This is a genomic window from Biomaibacter acetigenes (assembly GCF_003691585.1).
GTDB lineage: Bacteria > Bacillota > Thermosediminibacteria > Thermosediminibacterales > Tepidanaerobacteraceae > Biomaibacter > Biomaibacter acetigenes.
In genome coordinates, this window is record NZ_CP033169.1 from 1,050,879 (window position 1) to 1,074,283 (window position 23,405).

General features: G+C 41.8%; 21 protein-coding genes. 20 read left to right on the forward strand and 1 reads right to left on the reverse strand.

Going from position 1 to position 23,405, the window contains the following annotated elements; genetic code table 11:
• Positions 1-2: 2 nt before the first annotated feature.
• The 20 genes from D2962_RS05050 (at position 3) to D2962_RS05150 (ending at position 22,007) form a co-directional block, all read left to right on the forward strand.
• Positions 3-1,499: a sugar ABC transporter ATP-binding protein gene (locus D2962_RS05050; RefSeq protein WP_120766328.1), complete on the forward strand. Its 1,497-nt coding sequence runs from the start codon at positions 3-5 to the stop codon at positions 1,497-1,499.
• Positions 1,500-1,528: 29 nt separating this feature from the next.
• Entirely contained in the window at positions 1,529-2,491 is a 963-nt protein-coding gene (locus D2962_RS05055; RefSeq protein ID WP_120766327.1) for an ABC transporter permease, read from the forward strand.
• Between the two features lie 138 nt (positions 2,492-2,629).
• Positions 2,630-3,664: an ABC transporter substrate-binding protein gene (locus D2962_RS05060; RefSeq protein ID WP_222927687.1), complete on the forward strand. Its 1,035-nt coding sequence runs from the start codon at positions 2,630-2,632 to the stop codon at positions 3,662-3,664.
• Positions 3,665-3,960: 296 nt separating this feature from the next.
• The gene (locus tag D2962_RS05065) at positions 3,961-5,493 is read left to right on the forward strand and encodes an FGGY-family carbohydrate kinase (protein ID WP_122014333.1); all 1,533 of its coding nucleotides are present in this window, start codon (positions 3,961-3,963) and stop codon (positions 5,491-5,493) included.
• 475 nt (positions 5,494-5,968) lie between these two features.
• Positions 5,969-8,983: a sigma 54-interacting transcriptional regulator gene (locus D2962_RS05075; protein ID WP_122014335.1), complete on the forward strand. Its 3,015-nt coding sequence runs from the start codon at positions 5,969-5,971 to the stop codon at positions 8,981-8,983.
• 167 nt (positions 8,984-9,150) lie between these two features.
• Positions 9,151-9,654 (forward strand): PTS sugar transporter subunit IIA, encoded by a 504-nt coding sequence (locus tag D2962_RS05080; RefSeq protein WP_122014336.1) that lies wholly within the window; start codon positions 9,151-9,153, stop codon positions 9,652-9,654.
• 97 nt (positions 9,655-9,751) lie between these two features.
• Positions 9,752-11,122: a PTS galactitol transporter subunit IIC gene (locus D2962_RS05085; RefSeq protein ID WP_122014337.1), complete on the forward strand. Its 1,371-nt coding sequence runs from the start codon at positions 9,752-9,754 to the stop codon at positions 11,120-11,122.
• A gap of 37 nt (positions 11,123-11,159) precedes the next feature.
• Entirely contained in the window at positions 11,160-11,447 is a 288-nt protein-coding gene (locus tag D2962_RS05090; RefSeq protein ID WP_122014338.1) for a PTS sugar transporter subunit IIB, read from the forward strand.
• 93 nt (positions 11,448-11,540) lie between these two features.
• Positions 11,541-11,861 carry a hypothetical protein gene (locus tag D2962_RS05095; RefSeq protein ID WP_122014339.1) on the forward strand — a complete coding sequence of 107 codons (321 nt, stop codon included), beginning with the start codon at positions 11,541-11,543 and terminating at the stop codon, positions 11,859-11,861.
• 168 nt (positions 11,862-12,029) lie between these two features.
• Positions 12,030-13,058 (forward strand): zinc-dependent dehydrogenase, encoded by a 1,029-nt coding sequence (locus D2962_RS05100; protein ID WP_122014340.1) that lies wholly within the window; start codon positions 12,030-12,032, stop codon positions 13,056-13,058.
• Positions 13,059-13,110: 52 nt separating this feature from the next.
• Positions 13,111-13,857 (forward strand): SDR family NAD(P)-dependent oxidoreductase, encoded by a 747-nt coding sequence (locus D2962_RS05105; protein ID WP_122014341.1) that lies wholly within the window; start codon positions 13,111-13,113, stop codon positions 13,855-13,857.
• A gap of 39 nt (positions 13,858-13,896) precedes the next feature.
• A complete protein-coding gene (gene rpiB / locus D2962_RS05110) occupies positions 13,897-14,361 on the forward strand; it encodes a ribose 5-phosphate isomerase B (RefSeq protein ID WP_122015742.1) in 465 nt (154 codons plus the stop codon).
• A gap of 2 nt (positions 14,362-14,363) precedes the next feature.
• Positions 14,364-15,377, forward strand: coding sequence for an NAD(P)H-dependent glycerol-3-phosphate dehydrogenase (locus tag D2962_RS05115; protein WP_122014342.1), 1,014 nt, complete (start codon positions 14,364-14,366; stop codon positions 15,375-15,377).
• 77 nt (positions 15,378-15,454) lie between these two features.
• Positions 15,455-16,264, forward strand: coding sequence for a Cof-type HAD-IIB family hydrolase (locus tag D2962_RS05120; RefSeq protein WP_122014343.1), 810 nt, complete (start codon positions 15,455-15,457; stop codon positions 16,262-16,264).
• An 83-nt stretch (positions 16,265-16,347) separates the two neighbouring features.
• Positions 16,348-17,169, forward strand: coding sequence for a transketolase (locus D2962_RS05125; protein WP_122014344.1), 822 nt, complete (start codon positions 16,348-16,350; stop codon positions 17,167-17,169).
• 44 nt (positions 17,170-17,213) lie between these two features.
• Entirely contained in the window at positions 17,214-18,155 is a 942-nt protein-coding gene (locus D2962_RS05130; RefSeq protein ID WP_122014345.1) for a transketolase family protein, read from the forward strand.
• Between the two features lie 4 nt (positions 18,156-18,159).
• Positions 18,160-18,447: a PTS sugar transporter subunit IIB gene (locus D2962_RS05135; RefSeq protein ID WP_122014346.1), complete on the forward strand. Its 288-nt coding sequence runs from the start codon at positions 18,160-18,162 to the stop codon at positions 18,445-18,447.
• Positions 18,448-18,467: 20 nt separating this feature from the next.
• Positions 18,468-19,919 carry an FGGY-family carbohydrate kinase gene (locus D2962_RS05140; RefSeq protein WP_162991108.1) on the forward strand — a complete coding sequence of 484 codons (1,452 nt, stop codon included), beginning with the start codon at positions 18,468-18,470 and terminating at the stop codon, positions 19,917-19,919.
• A gap of 32 nt (positions 19,920-19,951) precedes the next feature.
• Positions 19,952-21,289 (forward strand): phosphomannomutase/phosphoglucomutase, encoded by a 1,338-nt coding sequence (locus tag D2962_RS05145; protein WP_122014348.1) that lies wholly within the window; start codon positions 19,952-19,954, stop codon positions 21,287-21,289.
• Between the two features lie 94 nt (positions 21,290-21,383).
• Positions 21,384-22,007, forward strand: a complete 624-nt coding sequence (locus D2962_RS05150) for a class II aldolase/adducin family protein (protein ID WP_122014349.1) — start codon at positions 21,384-21,386, stop codon at positions 22,005-22,007.
• 42 nt (positions 22,008-22,049) lie between these two features.
• Here D2962_RS05150 and D2962_RS05155 read toward each other — a convergent pair whose 3' ends face one another.
• The gene (locus D2962_RS05155) at positions 22,050-22,991 is read right to left on the reverse strand and encodes an L-lactate dehydrogenase (protein WP_122014350.1); all 942 of its coding nucleotides are present in this window, start codon (positions 22,989-22,991) and stop codon (positions 22,050-22,052) included.
• Positions 22,992-23,405 lie beyond the last annotated feature (414 nt).

Consider the following 23,405-nt stretch of genomic DNA (forward strand, 5'->3'; position numbering starts at 1 on the left):
GAATGGGTGAAGTTCTTGTAAAAATGGAAGGCATCGAAAAATCATTCCCGGGCGTCCATGCCTTAAGCCAGGCCCAATTCGAGCTGCGCGCCGGTGAAGTGCACGCTCTAGTAGGGGAAAATGGCGCCGGCAAATCCACGCTGATGAAAATACTCACCGGTGTTTATTCCAAAGATGCTGGCCATATTTATATAAAAGGTCAGGAAGTTGAAATTCCGAATCCAAGAGCAGCTCAAAATCTTGGGATAAGCATCATCCATCAAGAGTTAAACTTGATGCCGCATCTTACGGTAGCCCAAAATATTTTTATAGGTCGGGAACCTCGCAAAAGTCTCAATTTCATGCTGGATGAATCGGAACTCAACAAGAAAACCAGAGAATTGCTTGATACGATTCATATGGATTTAGATCCCCGCACTAAAGTATCAAACCTTACCGTGGCTAAACAGCAGATGGTTGAAATTGCCAAAGCTCTTTCTATCAATGCCGAAGTCATAATCATGGATGAACCTACTTCGGCGTTGACCGAAGCTGAAATAGAAGAGCTATTCCGGATTATACGTCATTTAAGGGATGAGGGCAAAGGCATAATTTACATTTCCCACCGCCTGGAAGAACTCAAGCAGATAGCCGAGAGAGTTACCGTCATGCGGGACGGCCATTATATAGATACCGTGAATATAAACGATGTCACAAAAGAAAAAATCATAAGTATGATGGTAGGTAGAGAAATTTACGAAACTTCCAAGGTAGACCTTGAAAATAGTAGCAATGAAGTAGTTCTGGAAGTAAAAAATTTAAAGCGGGGCCGTACCATAAAAGATGTGAGCTTCAAGTTGAAAAAGGGTGAGATCCTGGGCTTTGCGGGGCTTATGGGTGCCGGACGCACAGAGGTAGCCAGGGCAATATTCGGCGCAGATCCCATCGAAGGCGGTGAAATTTATGTGAAAGGTCGGAAAGTCAATATAAAAAGCCCCATGGATGCAGTAAATCGCGGCATAGGATACCTTTCCGAAGACCGTAAACGCTATGGCCTTGCCCTGGGTATGGATGTTGAAACCAATATTGTTCTGGCTACATTTGAAAAATTCCTGGGGTTATTAGGTTGGGTAAGGCAGGATAAAACTCGGGCAGAAGCCAGGAACCGCATAGAGGAACTTAAAATCAAGACACCGAGCTTAAAGCAGAAAGTAAAGTTTTTATCCGGTGGCAATCAGCAGAAAGTTATTATAGCTAAGTGGTTGACTCGGAACTGCGATATCTTGATATTTGATGAACCAACTCGGGGTATTGATGTAGGAGCAAAGAGTGAGATTTATAAACTCCTTAATGAATTAGCGGAAAAAGGAAAATCTATCATCATGATTTCCTCCGAGCTACCGGAAATCTTGCGCATGAGCCACAGAATCGTTGTGATGTGTGAAGGCCGAGTAACCGGAGAACTTAGTGCTACCGAAGCTACACAGGAACGTATCATGCATTATGCTACTATGAGGTAGAAATAAAAATAGGATTTGGGGGTCTGAAAATGGAAAATAAAGTAACTCAAAAAAAATCCTTATTTCGTTCAGATGCCACACAAAAGCTACTAGCTTTCGGTAGCTTAATAATCTTGTTCATTGTGTTTTCCCTGGCATCACCCAATTTTGCAAAGTTTGATAATATAGTTGGCATATTACTGGCTACAGCCGTAAACGGCATACTGGCATTAGGTGTAACTTTTGTCATAATCACCGGTGGCATCGACCTCTCCATAGGGACAGGTATGACCTTTGCAGCAGTCATGACTGCCGTTTTTATCACAAACTGGAAATTGCCAATCATAATAGGTGTAGTCGGCGGCATTTTGATGGGAGGATTATGCGGATTTATAAACGGTATAATAATAGCCAAGATGAAGGTTCCACCCTTTGTAGCCACGCTAGGTATGATGATGGTAGCTAAAGGACTTTCTCTGGTTATATCCGGAACGAAGCCCATATACTTCAATGACACACCGATCTTTCGTGAGATCGCCATGGGTTCCATTTTTGGCATACCCAACGCCGTTTTGATATTTTTCTTAGTAGCCATTATAGCAAGTATTATTCTGACCAGGACAGTGTTGGGAAGATACAATTTCGCCCTTGGAAGCAATGAAGAAGCAGCAAGATTATCCGGTATAAATGTAGATGCATGGAAAATCTCTATATATACATTATGTGGTATCTTTTTCGGTCTGGCTGGAGTCTTAATGGCATCTAGATTAAACTCAGCTCAACCGTCTCTAGGTCAAGGTTATGAGCTAGATGCTATAGCCGCAGTGGTTATCGGCGGCACCTCCCTAAGCGGTGGTGAAGGAACAATACTGGGGACCGTCATAGGTGCATTTATCATGAGTGTATTGACCAACGGGTTGCGTATACTATCGGTTCCCCAGGAATGGCAAACGGTGGTTACAGGAGTAATCGTTGTTATGGCTGTATATCTTGACATCATCCGACGCAGGTAACCATGCGTGTTTTGAAGTATTTACTCCTTAAGAGGAGTTAAATACGATTTAAAAAAAGAGGGGAGGGAGTTTTTAAGCCATTATTTAAAACAGTTATTTAAAAAAACAAAAAAATAAAAAAAGTGGGAGGAGATTTTTGTGAAAAAAGTCAAAAAGATTTTGGCAGTTGCTGTATGCTTGGTACTTGTAGTAGCCCTTTTGGCCGGGTGTGGCCAGAAGGAACAGCCAAAGCAGGAATCAAAACCTGCTGAAAATCAGCAGAGCCAGACACAACAGAGTCAATCAGGTTCATCAAGTTCTGAGAAGATTTACATTCCTCTCATTTCTAAAGGTTTCCAACACCAATTCTGGCAGGCCGTTAAACAAGGTGCCGAGAAAGCCGCTAAAGATTACAATGTTGAAATTACTTTTGAAGGTCCTGAGAATGAGTCAATGGTCGATAAGCAGGTCGAAATGCTTCAGGCCGCTCTCAACAAGAATCCTAAGGCTATCTGTCTTGCAGCATTGGACAGCAAAGCGGTCATTCCTCTGCTTGAAAAGGCAAAAGCTGCCAATATACCCGTTATCGGATTTGACTCCGGCGTAGACAGCGATATCCCCGTTACGACCGCTGCCACAGATAACGTTAAAGCTGCTGCAGCCGCCGCTGATAAAATGGCGGAGCTCATCGGTGGAAAAGGAGAGGTTGCTGTCATAGTCCATGACCAGACCAGCCGCACCGGTATCGATCGCCGTGATGGTTTTGTAAACCGCATCAAAGAAAAATATCCTGATATAAAAATCGTTGATATTCAATATGGTGGCGGCGACCAGCTGAAATCTACCGACCTTGCAAAAGCCATTATCCAGGCCCATCCAAACCTCAAAGGTTTCTTTGGCGCCAATGAAGGTTCCATTATCGGTGTATTAAACGGCGTAAAAGAAATGAACAAGGAAGGTAAGATTGTGGTAATAGGTTATGATTCCGGTAAACAGCAAATAGATGCCATAAAGAGCGGAGTAGAAGCTGGAGCTATCACCCAGGATCCCATCGGTATCGGATATAAAGCTGTAGAAGCTGCGGTAAAGGCCATAAAAGGCGAACAGTTGCCTAAAGTAATAGATACCGGGTTCCACTGGTATGACAAGACCAATATAGATTCCGATGAAATAAAGCCACTGTTGTATGAATAATTAGAAGTGATAAAATGATGGCGAGCGGATATTTTCGCGGCCGCTTCGATTAAAAGTTGAATGTGGGAGGTCTGATGTGGGGAAAGAAGGAATTTGCATCTAACAAATTCTGAAACTGATTCCACTTAAGACCTCTCTCTTGTTATCCGGTGCAATTTTTTTGTTTTAAAATAATTTTAACACTCTTACCGGTGTAACGGTTTTCTTGCTTTAGTTTTACTTAAAAGCAACTACGCTTTTTCAGGTTTTTATAAATCAGCAAGACATTTTTAAAAAGAGAGGGAGGTAAAAGTTCTATGAAAAATTATCTTCTTGGAATAGATGTCGGCACTCAAAGCTTAAGAGTCGGCATCTTTGACCTTCAAGGAAAATCCCTGGCCTTTTCCTCAAAAAGCTATGAGACCTACTATCCCCACGTGAGCTGGGCTGAACAAAATCCCATGGACTGGTGGGCATGTGCTAAAGTTTGCACCAGGGAAGTTTTAAAAAAAGCAGATATTTCTCCCGACGACATAGCAGGTATAAGTATTGATACTTTTTCATGTACCGTCCTTCCTGTCGATGAAAACGGCACACCCCTTCATAATGCCGTCATATGGATGGATATAAGGGCCGTAAAAGAGGCGGAGGAGATCACCGCTACAGGACATCCTTATTTGAAATATGCCGGAGACTGGGTCTCTCCCGAGTGGATGATTCCAAAGGCTCTATGGTTTAAACGCCACAAACCTGATATATATAAAAAGTCTGCAAAATTCATAGAATGCACCGATTGGATGACATATAAGCTTACGGGGAAGTGGACCTTAAGCCTTGATCATATTGCATCAAAGTGGAATTATGTTAAAAGTGAAGGCGGTTTTCCCCAGGATCTGATGGAAAAGGTTGGGCTAGAGGATCTCATGGAAAAATGGCCCAAAGAAATAAAGGCTCTGGGTGAATATGTGGGAGGCCTCACAAAACAGGCTGCCGAAGAGCTGGGCTTAAAAGAGGGGACTCCCGTGGCTCAGGGCGGTATAGATGCACATCTTGGCATGATAGGTCTGGGAGCGGTAGAGACCGGAGACATGGCCCTCATCATGGGAAGCTCTACATGCCATATGGCTTTATCCCCCATCCCCGTATTTGGTTCCGGTGTATGGGGCCCCTTCGATGAGGCTATAATCCCAGGAAACTGGGTGATGGAAGGTGGTCAGACCTCCACCGGTTCCATAGTGAAATGGTTCAAGGATAACTTTGCCTATAAAGAGGAAGAGGAGGCAAGACAAAAGGGGGTAAGCGTATATACTCTGCTGGATGAAAAAGCCGCTCAGATTCCTGCAGGTTCCGAAGGCCTGGTGCTTCTTGATTACTTTCAAGGAAATAGAAGTCCCCTCCGCGATCCTAAAGCCAGAGGAGCCATATGGGGACTTGGTTTGAAGCATAGAGGTGAGCATATTTTACGAGCTATCTATGAAGGCACGGCTTATGGCACAAGGTTCATACTGGAAGCTTTAAAAGAAAAGAACTTCACGGTTGAAAAGATATATGCCGGCGGCGGAGGCGCCCAGAGCAAGCTGTGGCTAAAGATACATGCAGATGTATGTCAAACACCTATAATACTCACTGAAGATACGGAGTCTATGGCTTTAGGAGCCGCCATGTGTGCCGCAGTGGGGGCAGGAATATATAAAGACTTTAAAGAAGCGGCAAAGAATATGGTAAAAGTAAAGACAAAGATAATGCCTGATCTAGCTAATAAAGACGCATATGATTTTTATTTCGATAAATATAAAAGGACCTATGAACATCTAAAGGATCTAATGCACGAGATGTATGAAAGGGCATAGTAAAAAGCCGGGTCATTTAAGTGATCCGGCTTTTTTAATAAGGTCTCACAATATCAATTTCTTTCATTGGAAAATGTTTTATATTTAATGTAATTAGAGTCGCATTTTTGTATTTTGCTGATGCTGCTATTATGGCATCGGGTATTGTCAGAGCATGACTTTTTCTGTAAAGATTTAGGTATCGCCTGCCATTTGCGCTATATAGTTGGTGACGGGAACTGATTAAATTGACATTAATAGTTTCTATCTTTCCAGAGTCCTTGAGTCTTTTTAATTGCTTCAATAGCAAATCCAGTTTTGCTGACTTTTTTATCCAATCTGTCCAGCTATATTTTTTTATTAGCGGCATGAAATGTGGTATAATATGTTGTAAACCCATGGCAATAACGTGAAAATTATGAAAAGCAATATTACTACAAAACATTCCACAAACATGGTACACAAATTGCATAAAATGTGAGAAGAGGTGAAGCCTATGAAAGACCGCCTTATCCAGCTAATAAAGTCAGAAGACAAGAAAAATCCCTACACGGATGACCAGCTGGCCGGCATATTGGGTACCCGGCGGGATGAGGTAACCATCTTGCGGGGAGAACTGGGCATCCCGGACTCCAGGGAAAGGAAAAAACCCTATCTTGTAAATGCTTTAAAGGAATTGATATCCCAGAATCCTAAAATTTCCGACAGGGAATTGACACGAGTCATCAACCAGAAAGGATTTAATGTATCCAGATTTATAATTTCCCAGTTGAGAAAAGAAATAGTGGGAAATATGTCTATGCAAAATGTATCTCGCATTGTCGCCGGTGCTGCAGATACCACAAACCATGAAAATGTTGAAAAAACAAGCGGTCATGGAAAAACCAATAACGGCATGCCATCCAGAGCTTTTGAAAGAATCATAGGATTTGACGGCAGTCTAAAGCCGCAGATTCAGCAGGCAAAGGCAGCAATTTTATATCCTCCCCATGGCCTCCATACCCTGATTCTGGGTCCTACCGGTGTCGGCAAAAGCAACCTGGCCGAAGCCATGTACAATTTTGCTCTTGAAGCAGGCAAACTTCCGCAAGGTGCTCCTTTTATTATCTTTAACTGCGCCGATTATGCCGAAAATCCCCAGCTTCTTTTGTCACAGCTTTTCGGCCATGCCAAAGGGGCATATACCGGTGCGGATACCGCTAAAGAAGGCCTTGTAGAGAAAGCCAACGGAGGTATACTTTTCTTGGATGAGGTCCACCGCCTGCCTCCCGAAGGGCAGGAACTGCTTTACTATTTGATGGATAAGGGCAAATTCCGCCGCCTTGGGGAGACGGAAACCATAAGGTCTGCCAGTGTCATGATCATTGCCGCCACTACGGAAGATATAGAATCTTCGCTTCTTCTAACTTTCCGAAGAAGAATCCCTATGATTATAGAACTTCCGCCATTATCTGCACGTCCCCTGTCGGAAAGATTCAATATAATTAAGGAATTTTTCGGCAAAGAAACCGATAGAATAGGCACTTCCATAAAAGTGACCCAGGAAGCGCTGAGGGCATTGCTGCTTTATGATTGCCCGGGAAATATCGGTCAGCTTCGAAGCGATATACAGGTAGCCTGCGCCAGGGGATTTTTAACTTATGTGGGCGGCCAGCAGCAAGTGATTGAGATAGATCTAATAGACCTGCCGATACATGCTCGAAGGGGTCTGCTCAAGATACAGAACCGAAACCCCGAAGCGGAAATTTTCCTAAAGGGCGATTTTATAGTAAGCCCTGGTCAAATGGAAACAAGAGTTATGCCAAAAGAGGATTTATATATATTGCCCCAGGAAATCTATCAATATATAGAGGAAAAATATCAGGAACTCCAGGAGCAGGGATTGAGCCAGGAAGTCATAAACAGAGTAATCGGAGGAGAACTGGAAATAAGATTCCAGCAGCTGGTCAAGCAGTTTGAGACAAACCGTCAGTTGTTGGGAAAACAGGAGCTTATAGGAATAGTAGGGAAAAAAGTTGTTGACATGGCAGAGCAGATGGTCAAGATTGCCGAGAAAAAACTTGGCAAAATGGATAATCACCTGTTTTACTGCCTGGCCATCCATTTGAGCGCAACACTGGAACGATTGCAGCATAACAAGCCTATAATAAATCCCCAGCTTGAAAAGGTTAAAAATGAATACAGGCTGGAATATAAAGTGGCAAAAGAAATGGTGGAAGCCGTTGAAAAAACGGCAGATTATAAAATGCCCGAAGATGAAATCGGATTTGTGGCCATGTATCTTCGCACCATAACCCATCCGGTTGATGTAAAGAAAGGTCGTGTGGGAGTAGTGGTCCTTACCCACGGCCATGTGGCCCAGGGTATGGCGGAGGTGGCAAACAGGCTTCTGGGCGTAAACCATGCGGTAGGAATAGAAATGTCACTGGATGAAAAGCCGGAGTCTGCCCTTCAAAAAGCCATGGAAGTAGTGAGAAAGATCGATGAGGGCAAAGGTGTGCTGCTTTTAGTAGACATGGGTTCCCTTATCACATTCGGAGAAATCATTACTCAGAAAACCGGTATACAGACCAAAACCGTAGGCCGGGTTGACACCATCATGGTCCTCGAAGCCGTGCGCAGAGCCATCCTTCCAGACACCAATCTGGACGAAATTGTGGCAAATATTGATAAAGATAAGGTGGGGCTGGGAAGGTTTATCCCCGTGGAAAACTCAGAAAATGAGGGTAAAAAAGAGCATAAAAAAGCGATAGTTACTCTGTGTATTACTGGCGAAGGAACCGCCATAAAATTGAAAAAACTTATTGAAAAAATGATTCCGGACATTTCTGAAAGCGCAGAAGTAATTCCTGTTGGTATAATTGGTGGGGAAGATATTTCAAAAAGAATAGAAAAAATAAAAACAGAAAAACAAGTGGCAGTTATCGTTGGAACTGTTGACCCGGAACAAAATGATATTCCTTTTATCTCTGTTGAAGAATTGATAAGTGGAACAGCAGTAAATAAGATCAGAAATATCCTTAAATTAAAAAATCAGATAAAAACAGGTCAGATTCAAAAACCTATGGTATTGCCGCTAGCAGAAGTTTTATTTGAGGATTTGATTCTTGTTCAACCGGATTTTACTACAAAAAATGACATTATAGATAGTCTTGCTGAACTATTGGTCAAGAAAGATTATGTTAACGATAAATATTTACTGGATGTATATAAGCGAGAAGTGATGGGCCCTACGCTTATAAAAAATCATATTGCTATACCCCATGGCAATTCGGAAAACGTTTTAAAACCTGCCATTGCTATGGCATTTTTGAAAGAACCGGTCGCATGGTCGGCAGATAAAGGGTCAGATATTGTTTTTATGCTGGCATTAAAAGAGGATTCAAAAGAAATATTGAATGAATTATTTAATGTGATAAATGATGAGGATTTCATTTATAAATTAATGAGGTTAAAGAACGGCAATGAAATCAAAAAGGCTTTATTAGAATATATTTTAAGCCGAAACTAAACCTGCCATTTATATTGGTACGATAATTGCTTGATAATTAATAGTGAAATAAAAATTATACGCCAAATCTGTATTTTTCTATATTTACTTTTACACCAATTCTCCAAGTCAAGTTCAGTGTTCAAGATAATATAGCGGAAAATTTTCCACAATTTGAAGGAGGCTGAATGATGCCAGAATTAAACTTTTTAAATCCGGAACTAATACAAATCGATGCAGAAGCTGATGATAAAGAGGGAATAATTAAGAAGCTGGCAAATTTATTAATTTCAAAAGGATATGCAAAAGAGAGTTATTTGGAAGCTATTTTAGAGAGAGAAAAAGTTTTTCCTACCGGCCTTCCAACAGAAGGCGTTGGTGTGGCTATTCCTCATGCGGACATCAAACATGTTATAAAACCCGCAATAGCGGTGGCAATACTCAAACATCCGGTGCAATTCAATGTAATGGGGAACCCTGAGGAAAAAGTAAGCGTTAAAATCATTTTTATGCTGGCTATAACAGATCCGAATATCCAATTAAAACTGCTACAGGATTTGATGGAAATATTTCAGAATAAACAGCTCTTATTAAAGCTTGCTGTTTCGAGAGATGTTGATACCGTTTTAAAGCTGATGACGTTGAAAGAAAATTATAATACCGAACAAATAGATGTGGCTGGAAACTATTAAAATATATTTGACGTTTTAGGGGGTGATGAATAAAAGATAGTATCGAGCATTTCTAGTACTTCACAAAGTATAATTTAAAAAAATAAGGAGGGTTTTCATGAGTATTAAAGCGGCGGTTGATTTTGTTTTAGGTTTAGGTCCCTCGGTCATGCTACCAATTATTTTAACGATTTTTGGTATGGTTCTGGGACAGGGATTTAAAAAATCTTTCAGAGCAGGTCTTACCATCGGTGTAGGTTTTGTAGGAATTAATCTGGTAATCGGTTTGCTTATGAACGCTTTAGGCCCCGCAGCTCAAGCTTTGGTTAAATCTCTGGGTTTAAATCTTGATGTTCTTGATGTGGGTTGGCCTATTGGCGCCGCTATTTCTTTTGGAACACCTGTTGCGCCGTTGTTGATACCAATCGTCCTCGTATTAAATGTTATACTGTTAGCTGTTAATTTTACAAAAACAATGGATGTAGATTTGTGGAATTACTGGCATTTTATATTCGCCGGATCAATTGCATACTATGCTTCCCACAACATGTTTTTTGGCATATTAGTGGGTTGTTTGACGGCAATAGTCATTTTCAAACTGGCGGACTGGACCGCACCGGTTCTGGAGCATCACTTCGGCCTGCCCGGTGTGTCATTACCTCATACTGAAACTGTAGGTTGGGCTCCGCTGATGTATGTATTGGAAAAAATAGAAAGTAAAATACCGGGATTGAATAATATTCATGCCAGCCCGGAGGATGTACAGAAGAGATTTGGTCTTTTCGGCGAACCACTTGTAATGGGTCTTATCCTTGGTTTAATTATGGGTGTATTAGGGAAATATGACCTCAAAGGTATATTGACTTTGGGTGTTCAGATGGCATCGGTGTTGGTTCTGATGCCAAAGATGGTGGCTATCTTGATGGAAGGGCTCATACCTCTGTCTGAAGGCGCCCGCGAATTTATCCAGAAGAGATTCCCGGGGAAAGAAGTATATATTGGATTGGATGCGGCCATTGTTATAGGACATCCTGCCGGTATGGCGGTTGCATTGATAATGGTTCCGATAACGATCTTCATGGCGGTCATACTGCCATATAACCGGATGCTTCCGTTTGCCGATCTTGCTGTTTTACCGTTCATAGTAATCTGGGCTACTGCCGTATCCAGAGGTAACATCGTAAAAGGTATTCTAAATTCGATCATTTGCATGGCTGTGATATTCTTCATTGCCACAAACTTTGCGGAACTTGCGACCACCATGGGCAAAGCGGTCGGTTTTCAATTCCCCGAAGGAGCCAATATGATAAGCGGTATCGATCTAGGTTCCCATGTTGTGCCGTGGATTATTATCAGAATACTGCAGCCTGACAATCCTGCAATCTTTGTTGCAGCCATAGCTTGTGCCATCGGCTACGCCGCCTTGTGGTGGTGGGTAAGAAACGACATCAAGAAACAATACGCCGAAGAAATTAATGCAAGTAAATAATAAAAACCATTAAAAATTCTTTTTGGAGGTCCTTATCATGGCTAAAAAGAGGATTTTAGTTGCATGCGGAACAGGAATCGCAACTTCGACTATGGTCGCGAAAAAAGTAGAGGAGGCATTAAAATCAAGAGGTTTTGATGTTGTCGTAGAACAGTGCAAAGCTGCTGAAGCCCCCTCAAAAGCTTCAAATTATGACCTTATAGTCAGCACGACTACTTTGCAAAATTGCGGTTCCACGCCTGTAATCAGAAGTATAGCATTTCTATCCGGTGTCGGTGTCGATAAAGATATCGAAAAAATTGTGGCGGCTTTAGGAGATAAGTGATTTTAAGAAGCAAATTCACTCTAGCGACAATAAGCTAGAGTGAATTTGCTTAGTTTCATTGTTTATGAAAAAACTCCACTGAGGAGGGTGCCTTTGAAGGTTTATAAGTATAAATACTCCTACTATCTGGTGTCACAGTTGATTCCGGCAATATTGATAATCGGCGTTTTTATATGGTCTATCTATCAGCGAATATATTTTCCGGAAAATATATTGTACAGATTACTGGTCATAGTAATGCCCGTAGTTATAATATCTACTTTCGTCAGTTTAAATACTCCTCACAAGGTGATAATAGATGGTAATATAATACATTTTTACAGTTTTGGAATGAAACATTCGTATGACCTGAAGAAGGTAAAAAAATCGATGTTAAGGAATTTATTTTTAGCGACAAATATCTGGTCAGGATAGGAGAACCCAGCGTTCTAAGCGGACGTTATTGGATAAGCAGCAACATTATTGGTCATGAAGAACTTTTAAATTTTTTCAAAGAAAAAGAAAAAAGTGTTGATATAAAAAATTATTACATTGCAAAAAAAACAAGGAACAAAAAATAAAACAACTGCAGGAGTGGTCATTATGAAAGCCAGTGTTTTTTATGATGTTGGAGATTTTCGATATGAAGAACTACCTGTTCCGAAAATAAATGATGATGAAGTTTTAATAAAAATGAGGGCATGTGGATTATGCGGAACCGATGTCCACAAGGCTGTAGCAAAAACTGTAAAAACTCCTATTGTGTTGGGTCATGAGGTTTCTGGAGATATTGTCGAAGTGGGGAAAAATGTGATTGATTTTAAGGTTGGTGATAGGATATTTGTTGCGCATCATGTTCCCTGTTTTACATGCCATTACTGCTTACATGGTCACCATACTTTATGCCGTCAATTTAAAGCGACAAATATAGATCCGGGCGGATTTTCAGAATATATTAGAATACCGGCCTTGAATGTTAAACATTCTATGCATAAAATTCCCGAGGATATGACTTATGAGGAAGCAGCAATGGCTGAACCTGTAGCGTGCTGCCTCCATGGTCAAAAGTATGTGAATATAATGCCTGAAGATACTGTATTAATCATGGGAGCAGGCCAAATCGGCATAATTCACGGTCAATTGGCAAAGGCAAAAGGAGCCGGCAAAGTATTTATAAGCGATATATCGGATTTTAGACTGCAAAAGGCTCTGGAATTTGGCATGGATTTTGCTATTAATATAACTAAAGAAGATTTGGCGGAAAAAGTAGAAGAACTTACTGGGGGATTGGGTGTAGATGTAGTTATAATAGCGGCAGGAATTTCGACTTTGCTTCCCCAGGCAATTAAAATTGCCAGGAGAGGCGGTAGTATCATAGTGTTTTCACCTTTTGACAAGAATCCTCTAGTTAATATTGATTCAAGCAGATTCTTTGAAGATGAAATATCTATTGTTGGAACATATTCATCCACACCTTTTGAGTATATTGAAGCATTGAAAATAATCCATGATAAAAAAATAAAAGCCGGAGAAATGATCACTCATACTTTTGAATTAAAAGATTTAGGAAAAGCTATTGAACTTGCATCAAATCCTAATGAGAAGTATCTGAAGGTAATGATTCAAATATAATAATAATTTAAAAGATAACTTTCTTAAAAAAGCAGCAAGGAGATATCAGGATATGAATTTTACCGGCAAAATAGCTGTGGTGACCGGAGCCAGCAGCGGCATAGGAAAAGAAGTGGCTCTTTCTCTTGCGTCAAAAGGCTGTGAAATATTTTGCATGGATATTAATAACGAAGGCCTGAGAGTTGTAGAGCAGATTAATTCAGGAGGAATTAAAGCATATTTTTACAATGTGGATTTAACAATGGAAAATGATGTAAATTCAATAATAGAAGATATATTAATTAAAAAAAAGAAAATAGATATTCTTGTACACAGTGCGGGAATTTCTACTAAGTACAGTTTAAAAGATGTAACTTTGGATATATGGAATAAAACCATAAATATAAATTTGACCAGTACCTTCCTCGTTACAAAAGCAGTAAGCAAGGCTATGATTAAACAAAACTATGGGAAAATCATAATAATTTCTTCCGGTTCCGCTATAACGGGAACCGGAGGAGGACCTCACTATGCCGCCTCCAAGGCTGGTCAAATAGGCCTTACCCGTAGTTTGGCCAACGAACTGGCTGAACATAATATAACGGTAAATGCAATTGGCCCCAGAAGTATAGATACTCCTCTGCTGGATAAGTTGTATGGTGAGGATTATAAAAAAGAGGTAATCAAAAGAATTCCACTAGGAAGATTGGGGACAGCGAAAGATGTATCAGAACTTGCATTATTCCTGGCATCAGATGCAAGCGGATTTATCACAGGTCAATTTATTCTAGTGGATGGAGGCCGAACTTTTTCAAATTAAATTCATTAAGTTTAAAAAATATAGGAGAGTGAGATGAAAATGAAATTAGCGATTGGCTGTGATGAAGCCGGATTTGACCTCAAACAGATAATAATGGAATTTTTAAGGGGAAAGGGCGTGGATTTTGATGATATGGGGTGCTATTCAAAAGATCCGGTGCTCTATCCTGATGTGGCAGAGAAAGTAGCAGTGGCAATAGCTGAAGGTAAATATGATAGAGGAATATTGATCTGCGGGACAGGCATAGGAATGGCAATTACGGCAAATAAAATTCCCGGTGTTCGCGCTGCCTGCTGTCATGATGTATATTCTGCAGAAAGAGCCAGAAAAAGCAATAATGCACAGATAATGACAATGGGCTCAAGAGTTATCGGACCTGAACTTGCCAAGTCGCTGGTAGCAATATGGCTTGAAAGTAATTTCGATGGAGGCAGGTCAATACCAAAGGTTGAAAGAATGAATGAAATAGATGCAAAGTACAGGGCAGTTAAGAAGGTGGGATAGATATGCAGAAAGTAACTGTATTGGGAGCCGGTGTGATGGGGACAGCCCTGGCAATCCATCTGGCGAAACAAAAAAATGAAGTTAAATTATGGGGTACCAGGTGGGATAACGTTACTATTGAAAATTATAAGGCTACTGGAAAATGCGAAAAATTGAATACCGACATTCCTTCCGGTGTAGAATTTTTTCTGGTAGACGAACTGGAAAAAGCGCTGCAGGACAGTAGTATTGTTATACTGGCGGTAACCTCGGATGGAATCCGGGATATTACTGAATCCATTTCACATTATATAAATAAAGATATAATAATAGCAAACATAGCTAAAGGGATTGAAGAGAAATCGTTGATGACGATGTCGGAAATCATAGAAGACAGCCTTTCCGGGCAATTGAAAAATATACCGGTAGTAAAAATTGGAGGGCCGCTAAGGGCAATAGAAGTTGCAAATGAAGTTTTCTCCGAAGCAATTTTTGCATCAAAAAATATAGAAGCCGCCAGAATCCTTCAAAGAACCTTTAAAGCGCCATATTTCAAATCGGATGTTACTACGGATATTATAGGAGTCGAAATTTGTGCCGCTCTGAAGAATTCGTATGCCATCACTATCGGCATCTGTGAAGGAATGTATGAAAATATGGATAATCCAAAGGCGGCCATGATTGCCAGAGGATGTATGGAACTTGCCGCATTGGTAAAGGCAAAGGGCGGAAACATGGAAACGACTTTGGGCCTTGCGGGCATTGGCGACCTTTATGTTACAGCCCAGGGCGGTAGAAACAGGGCCCTTGGCAAATTGCTGGGGCAGGGTAAAAGTATGAAAGACGCTCTCGAAGAAATGAAAAATCAGACCATTGAGGGGTACTCAGCGGCGAAAGTGGGTTACAAGCTGGCAAAAACTCTGGAGGAAGAGGGCAAGTTAAAATTAAGCGATATTTCTTTACTTGCTGAACTGTACAGAGTGTTGTTTGAAGATAAACCTGCCGTTGAAGCTTTAAAAGATTACTGGAGCAATTAAAAGTCCTGAGATTGGAAAAGCAAATCAGATCCCCGTTATTTCAAAAATAACGGGGATTTTTAGAGAGGGGTGGTTTAATGGCCATCAAACTTGTAACTATTGATATTGACGGAACTCTGATACGGGATGATCTTACTGTATCAAAAAAGACTGTTGAGAAAATAAAAAAAGTAATGGAAAATAATATTATGATAACTCTTTGTACAGGGCGGCCGCATGTAGCGGCAAAATATTTTGCTGAAATGCTGGGTATTAAGGGATATCAAATATCACAAAATGGTGCTTATATAAAACACAATATAAGTCAAGAAGTAATATTACATGATACTCTACCACGAGAAATTGCAGAAAATATCAATACACTTTGCAGGCAATACAGAAGATTTTCTTTATCACTATTATATGAAGATATATGTTATTATGAAAAACAAGATGAACTGGCTATGTATGTAAATTTAAATATTAATCTTGTAAAACCAATTAGAGTTAATGATATTAACGAATTGATTATTGAAGAACAAAAGGCCCCGACGAAGATATTAATTACTGGCGAGCCACAAGACCTTGATTTTTTTATGAATTGTTTAGTGGACTTATATGAAGGTCAGGTAAATATATTAAGATCGGGAGCTCACTTCTTGGATATTATTAGCATAAAAGCCTCTAAAGGCAGGGCATTGAAAATACTATCTAAACAATTGAGAATTAATCGAGAAGAAATTATGGCAATAGGGGATAATTTCAATGATATTGATATGATAGAATTTGCTGGAATAGGTGTTGCGATGGGTAATGCTCCGGAAGAAGTTAAAAATGTTGCCGATTTTGTTGCAGCGTCAAATAATGATGACGGGGTAGCCAATGCCTTGGAAAAATTTCTTTTGTAAAATAATTGGGTTATAATAAGTGAGGAACTCAACAATATAAAAGACAACTTGATTTATTAAATATTTTTATGGGGTGATATAATTTGAGTTCGCTAAAAGAAAAAAATAATGAACTTTCGACCACAGCCCGCACCATCCGGCGGCACATCGTCGAGATGACTGCCGAAGCGGGTTCCGGCCATCCGGGAGGGTCCCTCTCGTGTTCCGATATCCTGACAGCCCTGTATTTTAATGTACTCCGAGTGGACCCAAAACGTCCCGCATGGTCGGAAAGAGACCGTTTCATACTATCAAAAGGGCATGCTGCCCCTGCTCTTTATGCGGTGCTGGCAGAAAAAGGATATTTTCCCAAAGAAGAACTCATGAAACTCAGAAAGACCGGTGCCATGCTCCAGGGACATCCCGACATGAAAGGAACGCCGGGCCTTGACATGACCACCGGTTCCCTGGGCCAGGGGTTATCCGCCGCCAATGGAATGGCCCTGGCAGGGAAGCTGGACAAAAAGGACTACAGAGTATATGTACTGCTGGGAGATGGAGAAACAGAAGAAGGCCAGGTATGGGAAGCAGCCATGGCATCGGCCCACTATAAACTGGACAACCTCACGGCCTTTGTAGACCACAACGGCCTGCAGATAGACGGCCCCATCACCCAGGTCATGTCACCGGAGAAAATACAGGACAAATTCAAAGCCTTCGGCTGGCACGTAATCGACATAGACGGCCATGACTTTAATCAAATACTTGAGGCCGTAGAAGAAGCCAAAAACACCAAAGATAAGCCCACAGTAATCGTTGCCAAAACGGTAAAGGGCAAAGGCGTGCCCTTTATGGAAAACATAGTGGACTGGCACGGAAAAGCACCTTCTAAAGAGCAAGCTGAAGAAGCATTAAAAGCACTTTAGTTGTATCTTATGAATAGAAGAAAAAATAGTATGGAGGGATATCAATGCCGAAAGTTGCCACTCGTGAAGCCTACGGCCAGGCTCTGGCGGAGCTTGGCGAAGAGATAAAGGATATAGTGGTCCTGGATGCAGACCTTTCAAAATCCACCAAGACCAGCGTATTTGCCAAGAAATTTCCCGAGAGATTTTTCAACATGGGTATAGCCGAACAGAATCTAATGGGCACCGCAGCAGGTCTTGCCACCTGCGGCAAGATACCCTTTGCCAGCACATTTGCCATATTTGCCGCCGGCAGAGCCTTTGAACAGGTAAGAAACTCCATATGCTATCCGCAGTTGAACGTAAAAATAGCCGCCACCCATGCGGGCATAACCGTGGGTGAAGACGGAGCCACCCACCAATCGATAGAAGATATAGCCCTTATGAGAGCAATTCCCCACATGACAGTCATAAACCCCGCCGATGCCGAAGAAGCAAAACAGGCCGTGAGAGCCGCAGCCCTTCATAAGGGGCCAGTATACCTCAGATTTGGCCGCCATCCGGTAGAAACCATCTTTGATGAAAATTATAAATTTGAAATAGGGAAAGGAGTAATCCTGAAAGAAGGAAAAGATGTAGCTATCATCGCTACAGGAGTCATGGTAGGCGAAGCTTTAAAGGCCGCAAAAATCCTGGCCGGAGAAGGTATAAACGCCATGGTGGTGAACATATCCACCATAAAACCCATTGATAAAGAAGTAATTCTAAAAGCTGCAGGGTGCGGCGCCATAGTCACCGCCGAAGAACACAACATCATTGGAGGTCTGGGCAGCGCTGTGGCCGAAGTGCTGGCAGAAGAAAAGCCCACCCCCATAAAGAGGATAGGCATAGCCGACGAGTTCGGCCAGTCGGGAAACCCCGATGAACTCCTCAAGATATACCATCTGACTGCGGAGGATATAGCAAAAGCGGCCAAAAAAATAATAAAAATAAAAACAAGGAGCTGAAAAAATGAAAATTCTTATATTGGGTGGAACATCGAATACTAAAGCAGATAAACTTTCCAAACAATTAATCGATGGTTGCAGGAAAAAAGGAGTGGAAGTAGAAATAATAACAGCAAACATCTTTACAAGTGATTTGAAAGCAATTGAACAAAAAGAAAAACCTGATGTGATTGTGCTGGTAGGTACAAAAAAGCTGGACACGACACTTCCAGTCATCAATGGGCTTCCTCTGGTATATCCATGGATGGGGGCTGACAAAGTCATTGATGAAGTAGTAAAATATAACAAATGAACTTTTTAGGAGAGTTTTATATGATCGTCATCGGCATTGATGTCGGCACCCAGGGAATAAGGACTATAGCTGTGAATGAAAATGGGAAAAAGATTTGCATAGCCCATGAAGAGCTGCAGCCTTCCATGAGCAGTAACAGCGGATGGAAGGAGCAGAACCCCGGCGATTGGAAGAGGGTATTTAGAACTTGTTTTAAAAAGCTGGTGGAGGGAATAAAAAGCCAGGGTCATTCGTTATCCGAAGTTATGGCCATTTCCGTTGATGGGACTTCGGGTACCATTTTGCCCGTTGATAAAGAGAAAAAACCTCTCATGAATGCTATCATGTACAATGATTCCCGAGCCGGGCAAGAAACCGGTAAGATAAAGGCGATAGCTGCCGGTTTTTCGGATAAAGTGGGTTACAGCTTCAACTCGTCCTTTGCGCTGCCCAAAATACTATGGATTAAGGAAAACTTGCCGGAAGTTTACCAAAATACGTGGAAATTCATTCATCAGACCGATTTTATTATAGGGCTTTTGACAGGAATTTATGATATAACTGACCATTCTAATGCCCTGAAGACCGGATTTGACCTGGTGGACTATAAATGGCCGGAATCTATAATCGAAAAATTGGATCTTGATATGGGAAAATTTTCGCAGGTTGTCAGGCCGGGGGATAAGATTTCGAATATAAGCAGAGATTTTGCGGGAGAATCCGGGCTTTCCGCCGATACAATAGTGGTGGCCGGAATGACCGACGGGTGTGCAGGCCAGGTAGCATCTGGGGCTGTTAAGGAAGGAACATGGAATTCCATTCTGGGGACGACGCTGGTGGTAAAGGGCATTACCAAAAATTTAATCAAGGACAGGCAGGGCAGGATTTATTCCCACCTTCATCCCGAGGGCTTCTGGATGCCCGGCGGGGCCAGCAACACGGGTGGAGAGTGTTTGGAAAAGGTGTTCCCGGATATAGACTATAAGGAGTGGGATCTGAAGGCCGAGAGGTATTTTCCCACAAATCTAATAGTATACCCTCTAGTGAAGAAAGGAGAAAGATTTCCTTTCATAAGACCTGAAGCCGAAGGGTTTATCGATGGGAAACCCAAAGATGAAGTTGAACTTTATGCGGGATATATTGAAGGCGTGGGTCTTTTCGAAAGGTTATGCTACGACACGCTATCTGATTTAGGGGCAACTGTATCCGATGAAATTTATGTCACCGGTGGCGGCACAAAGAGCAGGATATGGATGAAGCTTAGAGCCAGCATTCTAAATAAAACCCTCCTGATGCCGGAAATTAGCGACCCATGTATGGGAAGTGCCGTAATGGCCGCATCTAAGACCATTTACAACAATGTGATGGAAGCAGCAGCAAATATGGTAAAGCCGGGAGAAATCATTGCTCCGGTCCCGGAATTTGTGAAAATTTATGAGCAAAAGTATGGTGACTTTAGAAACTTGATGAGGAGAAAAGGGTATATAGATTAAAAAGACTTAAAATCAAGTTGCAGGAGGTCTTTATGAGCATATTTAAAGCCTGTGATATCAGGGGAACCTATGGTAAAGATTTAACCGCAGAAGATGCCTTCAATATAGGTCGTGCTTTTGGTACAATAATTGAAGGCAGGAGTGTGGTGGTGGGAGGGGATGTAAGGCTGAGCACACCGGCTTTGAAACAGGAGCTGATAAGGGGACTTTTCCTGACCGGCTGTAAGGTTACTGATATAGGAACTTTACCTACTCCGGCATTTTATTACTCCAAGCGCCATCTCGGTACCTATGCCGGAGTCATGGTTACCGCATCCCACAATCCGGCCCGGTATAACGGTTTTAAGTTCACCTTCGGAGAATTGCCGGTGCAGGAAAAAGATATAGAGTATATTGAGAAGTTGACCAAAAGCAATGATTACAGGTCAGGGAACGGTTACATCGAAAATCATCCCATGCTTGAGGAGTACCAAAAATATATTCGCAGCCTTTTTAAACCTATCTCGGGGAAAATTAAAGTAGTTATCGATGCCGGCAACGGTGTTTGTGGTCCTGTAGCTATTAAACTCTTTGAAAGTCTTGGATATGAGGTGGTAACTCTTTTCTGCGAGCCCGACGGAAATTTCCCTAACCGTGAGCCAAACCCCGCCGTAGCGGAAAATTTGCGGCATTTACAGGAGAAAGTAATTGAAACAAATGCGGATCTTGGCATCGCATTCGATGGCGATGGAGACCGGGTGGCTTTTGTGGATGAGAAGGGGGAGATTCTTTCCAGCGAAAGAGGCATAATAATCTTTGCACGATATCTTTTTGAAAAATATGGACCCGGGAAAGTAGTGTATGATCACAAGTGCTCTACTATAGTAGAAAAAGAGATTTCTAAAGCCGGCGGTGAGGCTATTCGGGAAAAATCAGGACATGCCTTCATAAAGAGAAATTTTCTTTTGCAGGATGCCGTAATGGCCGGCGAAATCAGCGGCCACTATTTTTTTAAAGAACTGGGTGGTGATGACGGTATCTATGCGGCCCTGCTCATGGGGGAATTGCTGGATGAAAAGAAAGTAAAACTGTCGCAGCTTTCATCCCAGATACCCGATTATTATATAACCCCCGATATTCGGGTGCCCTATCCTTATGATGATAAAGAAGAACTTTTAAAAAGCGTCAAGGAAAAGTTTAAGGAATATCCCATCGATACGATGGATGGAGTGAGGGCCATTTTCCCCAACGGCTGGGGCCTCATCAGGATTTCCGTCACAGAGCCGGTGATTACTATGAGGTTTGAAGGAGACACACCGGAGAACCTTGCTGCCATAAAAGAACACTTTTTGGAGGCCGTACCCAAAATTAAAACACTCATCAAAGATTGATTTCAGGCTGTGTTCTAAGGCGCCGGAAGCAGGGTCGTACCGAAACAGTTTGCATTAAAACCGGGAAAAATTAAAATTTAGAGGAGGCAATTGCATGACAAAGTTTGAAATAAAGCAGGAAGTAGTAAAGATAGCCAAAAAAGCCGATGAGATGGAACTTTGCCGGCATAAGTCCGGGAACTTCAGCATGATAGACAGGAAAGAAGGTCTGATATACATAACTCCTTCAGGTATATCAAGAGAAGACCTCACACCTGAAAAGATAATCGTAGTGGACCTTGATGGCAATATAGTCGAAGGAACCCTTCACCCATCCATAGAAACTTCCATGCACATAACCGCATATAAAATAAAGCCAGAGGCCAGGGGCGTGGCCCATACCCATTCCAGATATTCCACCATTTTTGCCTGTATGGGAAAGGAAATCCTTCCGGTCAGTGCCGAAGCAATTTTATACGGAGGAAAACCTGTAAAGGTGGCCGAGTTTGCACCTCCCGGAAGTAAGGAACTGGCCCGGACCATAATTGAACCGATGAAGGATTCTGATGTATGTCTTTTAAAATACCATGGAGTAATTGCCGTCGGCGAAGACCTGGAAAAGGCGCTCATAAAGCTAATATATGTGGAAGAAGTGGCATTTTTGTATTATCATATGCTGACTCTGGGGCAGAAAGAATTCATGCCTTTAGAAATTTTTAATGCGATGTTAAATGGCTGATATTATATATTTTAACATGGATAGCAAAACCATGATCTTTCATTATACAACTGCCCCCATCACATCTTCTATATATTTTTTGATTATTTCAGCGGATTTTTTAAGGTCCGCTTTTTCGTTGTTGGAAAGCTGTGGAATCAGAACCCTGTCGGCTCCATGTTTGTTTACGATGCACGGGAGGCTGAGGTACACATCCCCGACTCCGTCCAGGTCCTCGACATATGTGGATACGGTGAGGATGGAGTTTTCATTCCGCAGGATGCTCTTTACGATCTTAGCAATGGCTAGGGCCACTGCATAGTTGGTGGCTCCTTTTTTTGCAATGACTTTATATGCCGAAGTCCTGACTTGTTTTTCAATTTCTTCTTTTATGTTGGTGCCGCAGTTGCCCGCATATTTAGCGCAGAATTCATCAAAATTTATTCCCATAATATTGGTAAGACTCCAGGCAGCCACCTGGGAATCGCCGTGTTCCCCCAGGATGTAACCGTGGATATTTCGCGCATCCACCCCAAGCTTTGCGGCAAGGGCTGCTCTGAACCTGGAGCTGTCGAGAACCGTTCCGGAACCGATGACCCTGTTTTTGGGAAAGCCCGACAGCCTCAAGGCGGCATAGGATAGAACATCCACCGGGTTTGTGACAATGAGCAATATACAGCTATCATTATGTCTTGTTATCCGGGGTATTATATTTTTAAATATTTCATAATTCTTACCGGCCAGATCAAGCCTTGTTTCATTTTTTCCGATGCTAGGCCCGGCGGATATTATAACGATTTCGGCACCTGCCAGGTCGCTATAATCCCCGGCATAGATTTCCACAGGATGGACAAAAGAGGTGGAATGTATCAGGTCCAATGCTTCACCTTCAGCCCTATCTTTATTGACATCGATCAATACCAGTTCCGAAGCGATCCCCTGAAGCATCAATGCATAAGCCGTGGTGGCACCCACATAACCTGCCCCCACAAGTCCGATTTTCATGTTGAATCATCCTTTCTATGTGTTTATATAGAACAACTTCAATTATAATATTCCAAAAATGAGGCGTTTTAATTAAAGATTTTTAGTAAAAATGAATGAATAACTTGACTTGTGCCGATATATAGTTTATATTTTTAATAGATTAATTTTTAACGTTCCGTGGAAGTCTTTTTTCCCTGCCTGAAGCGAGCAGAGGATGGTGGAAGCTCTGCGGCATAAAAAAGATATGGCAGCGGAATTATAATTTCCGTTCCAAAAGGCATTGGAAGATTGACAGGATGCATATTATAAACCCGGGAACGGAAAAAATGCTAAAAATGAAAAAAGAATCACTTTAAAAGCGGCAGGCAGTAAATCCCCTTAAACAATTTTTTATTTGCCTGCAACTAGGGTGGAACCGTCCGTGCAAATTGG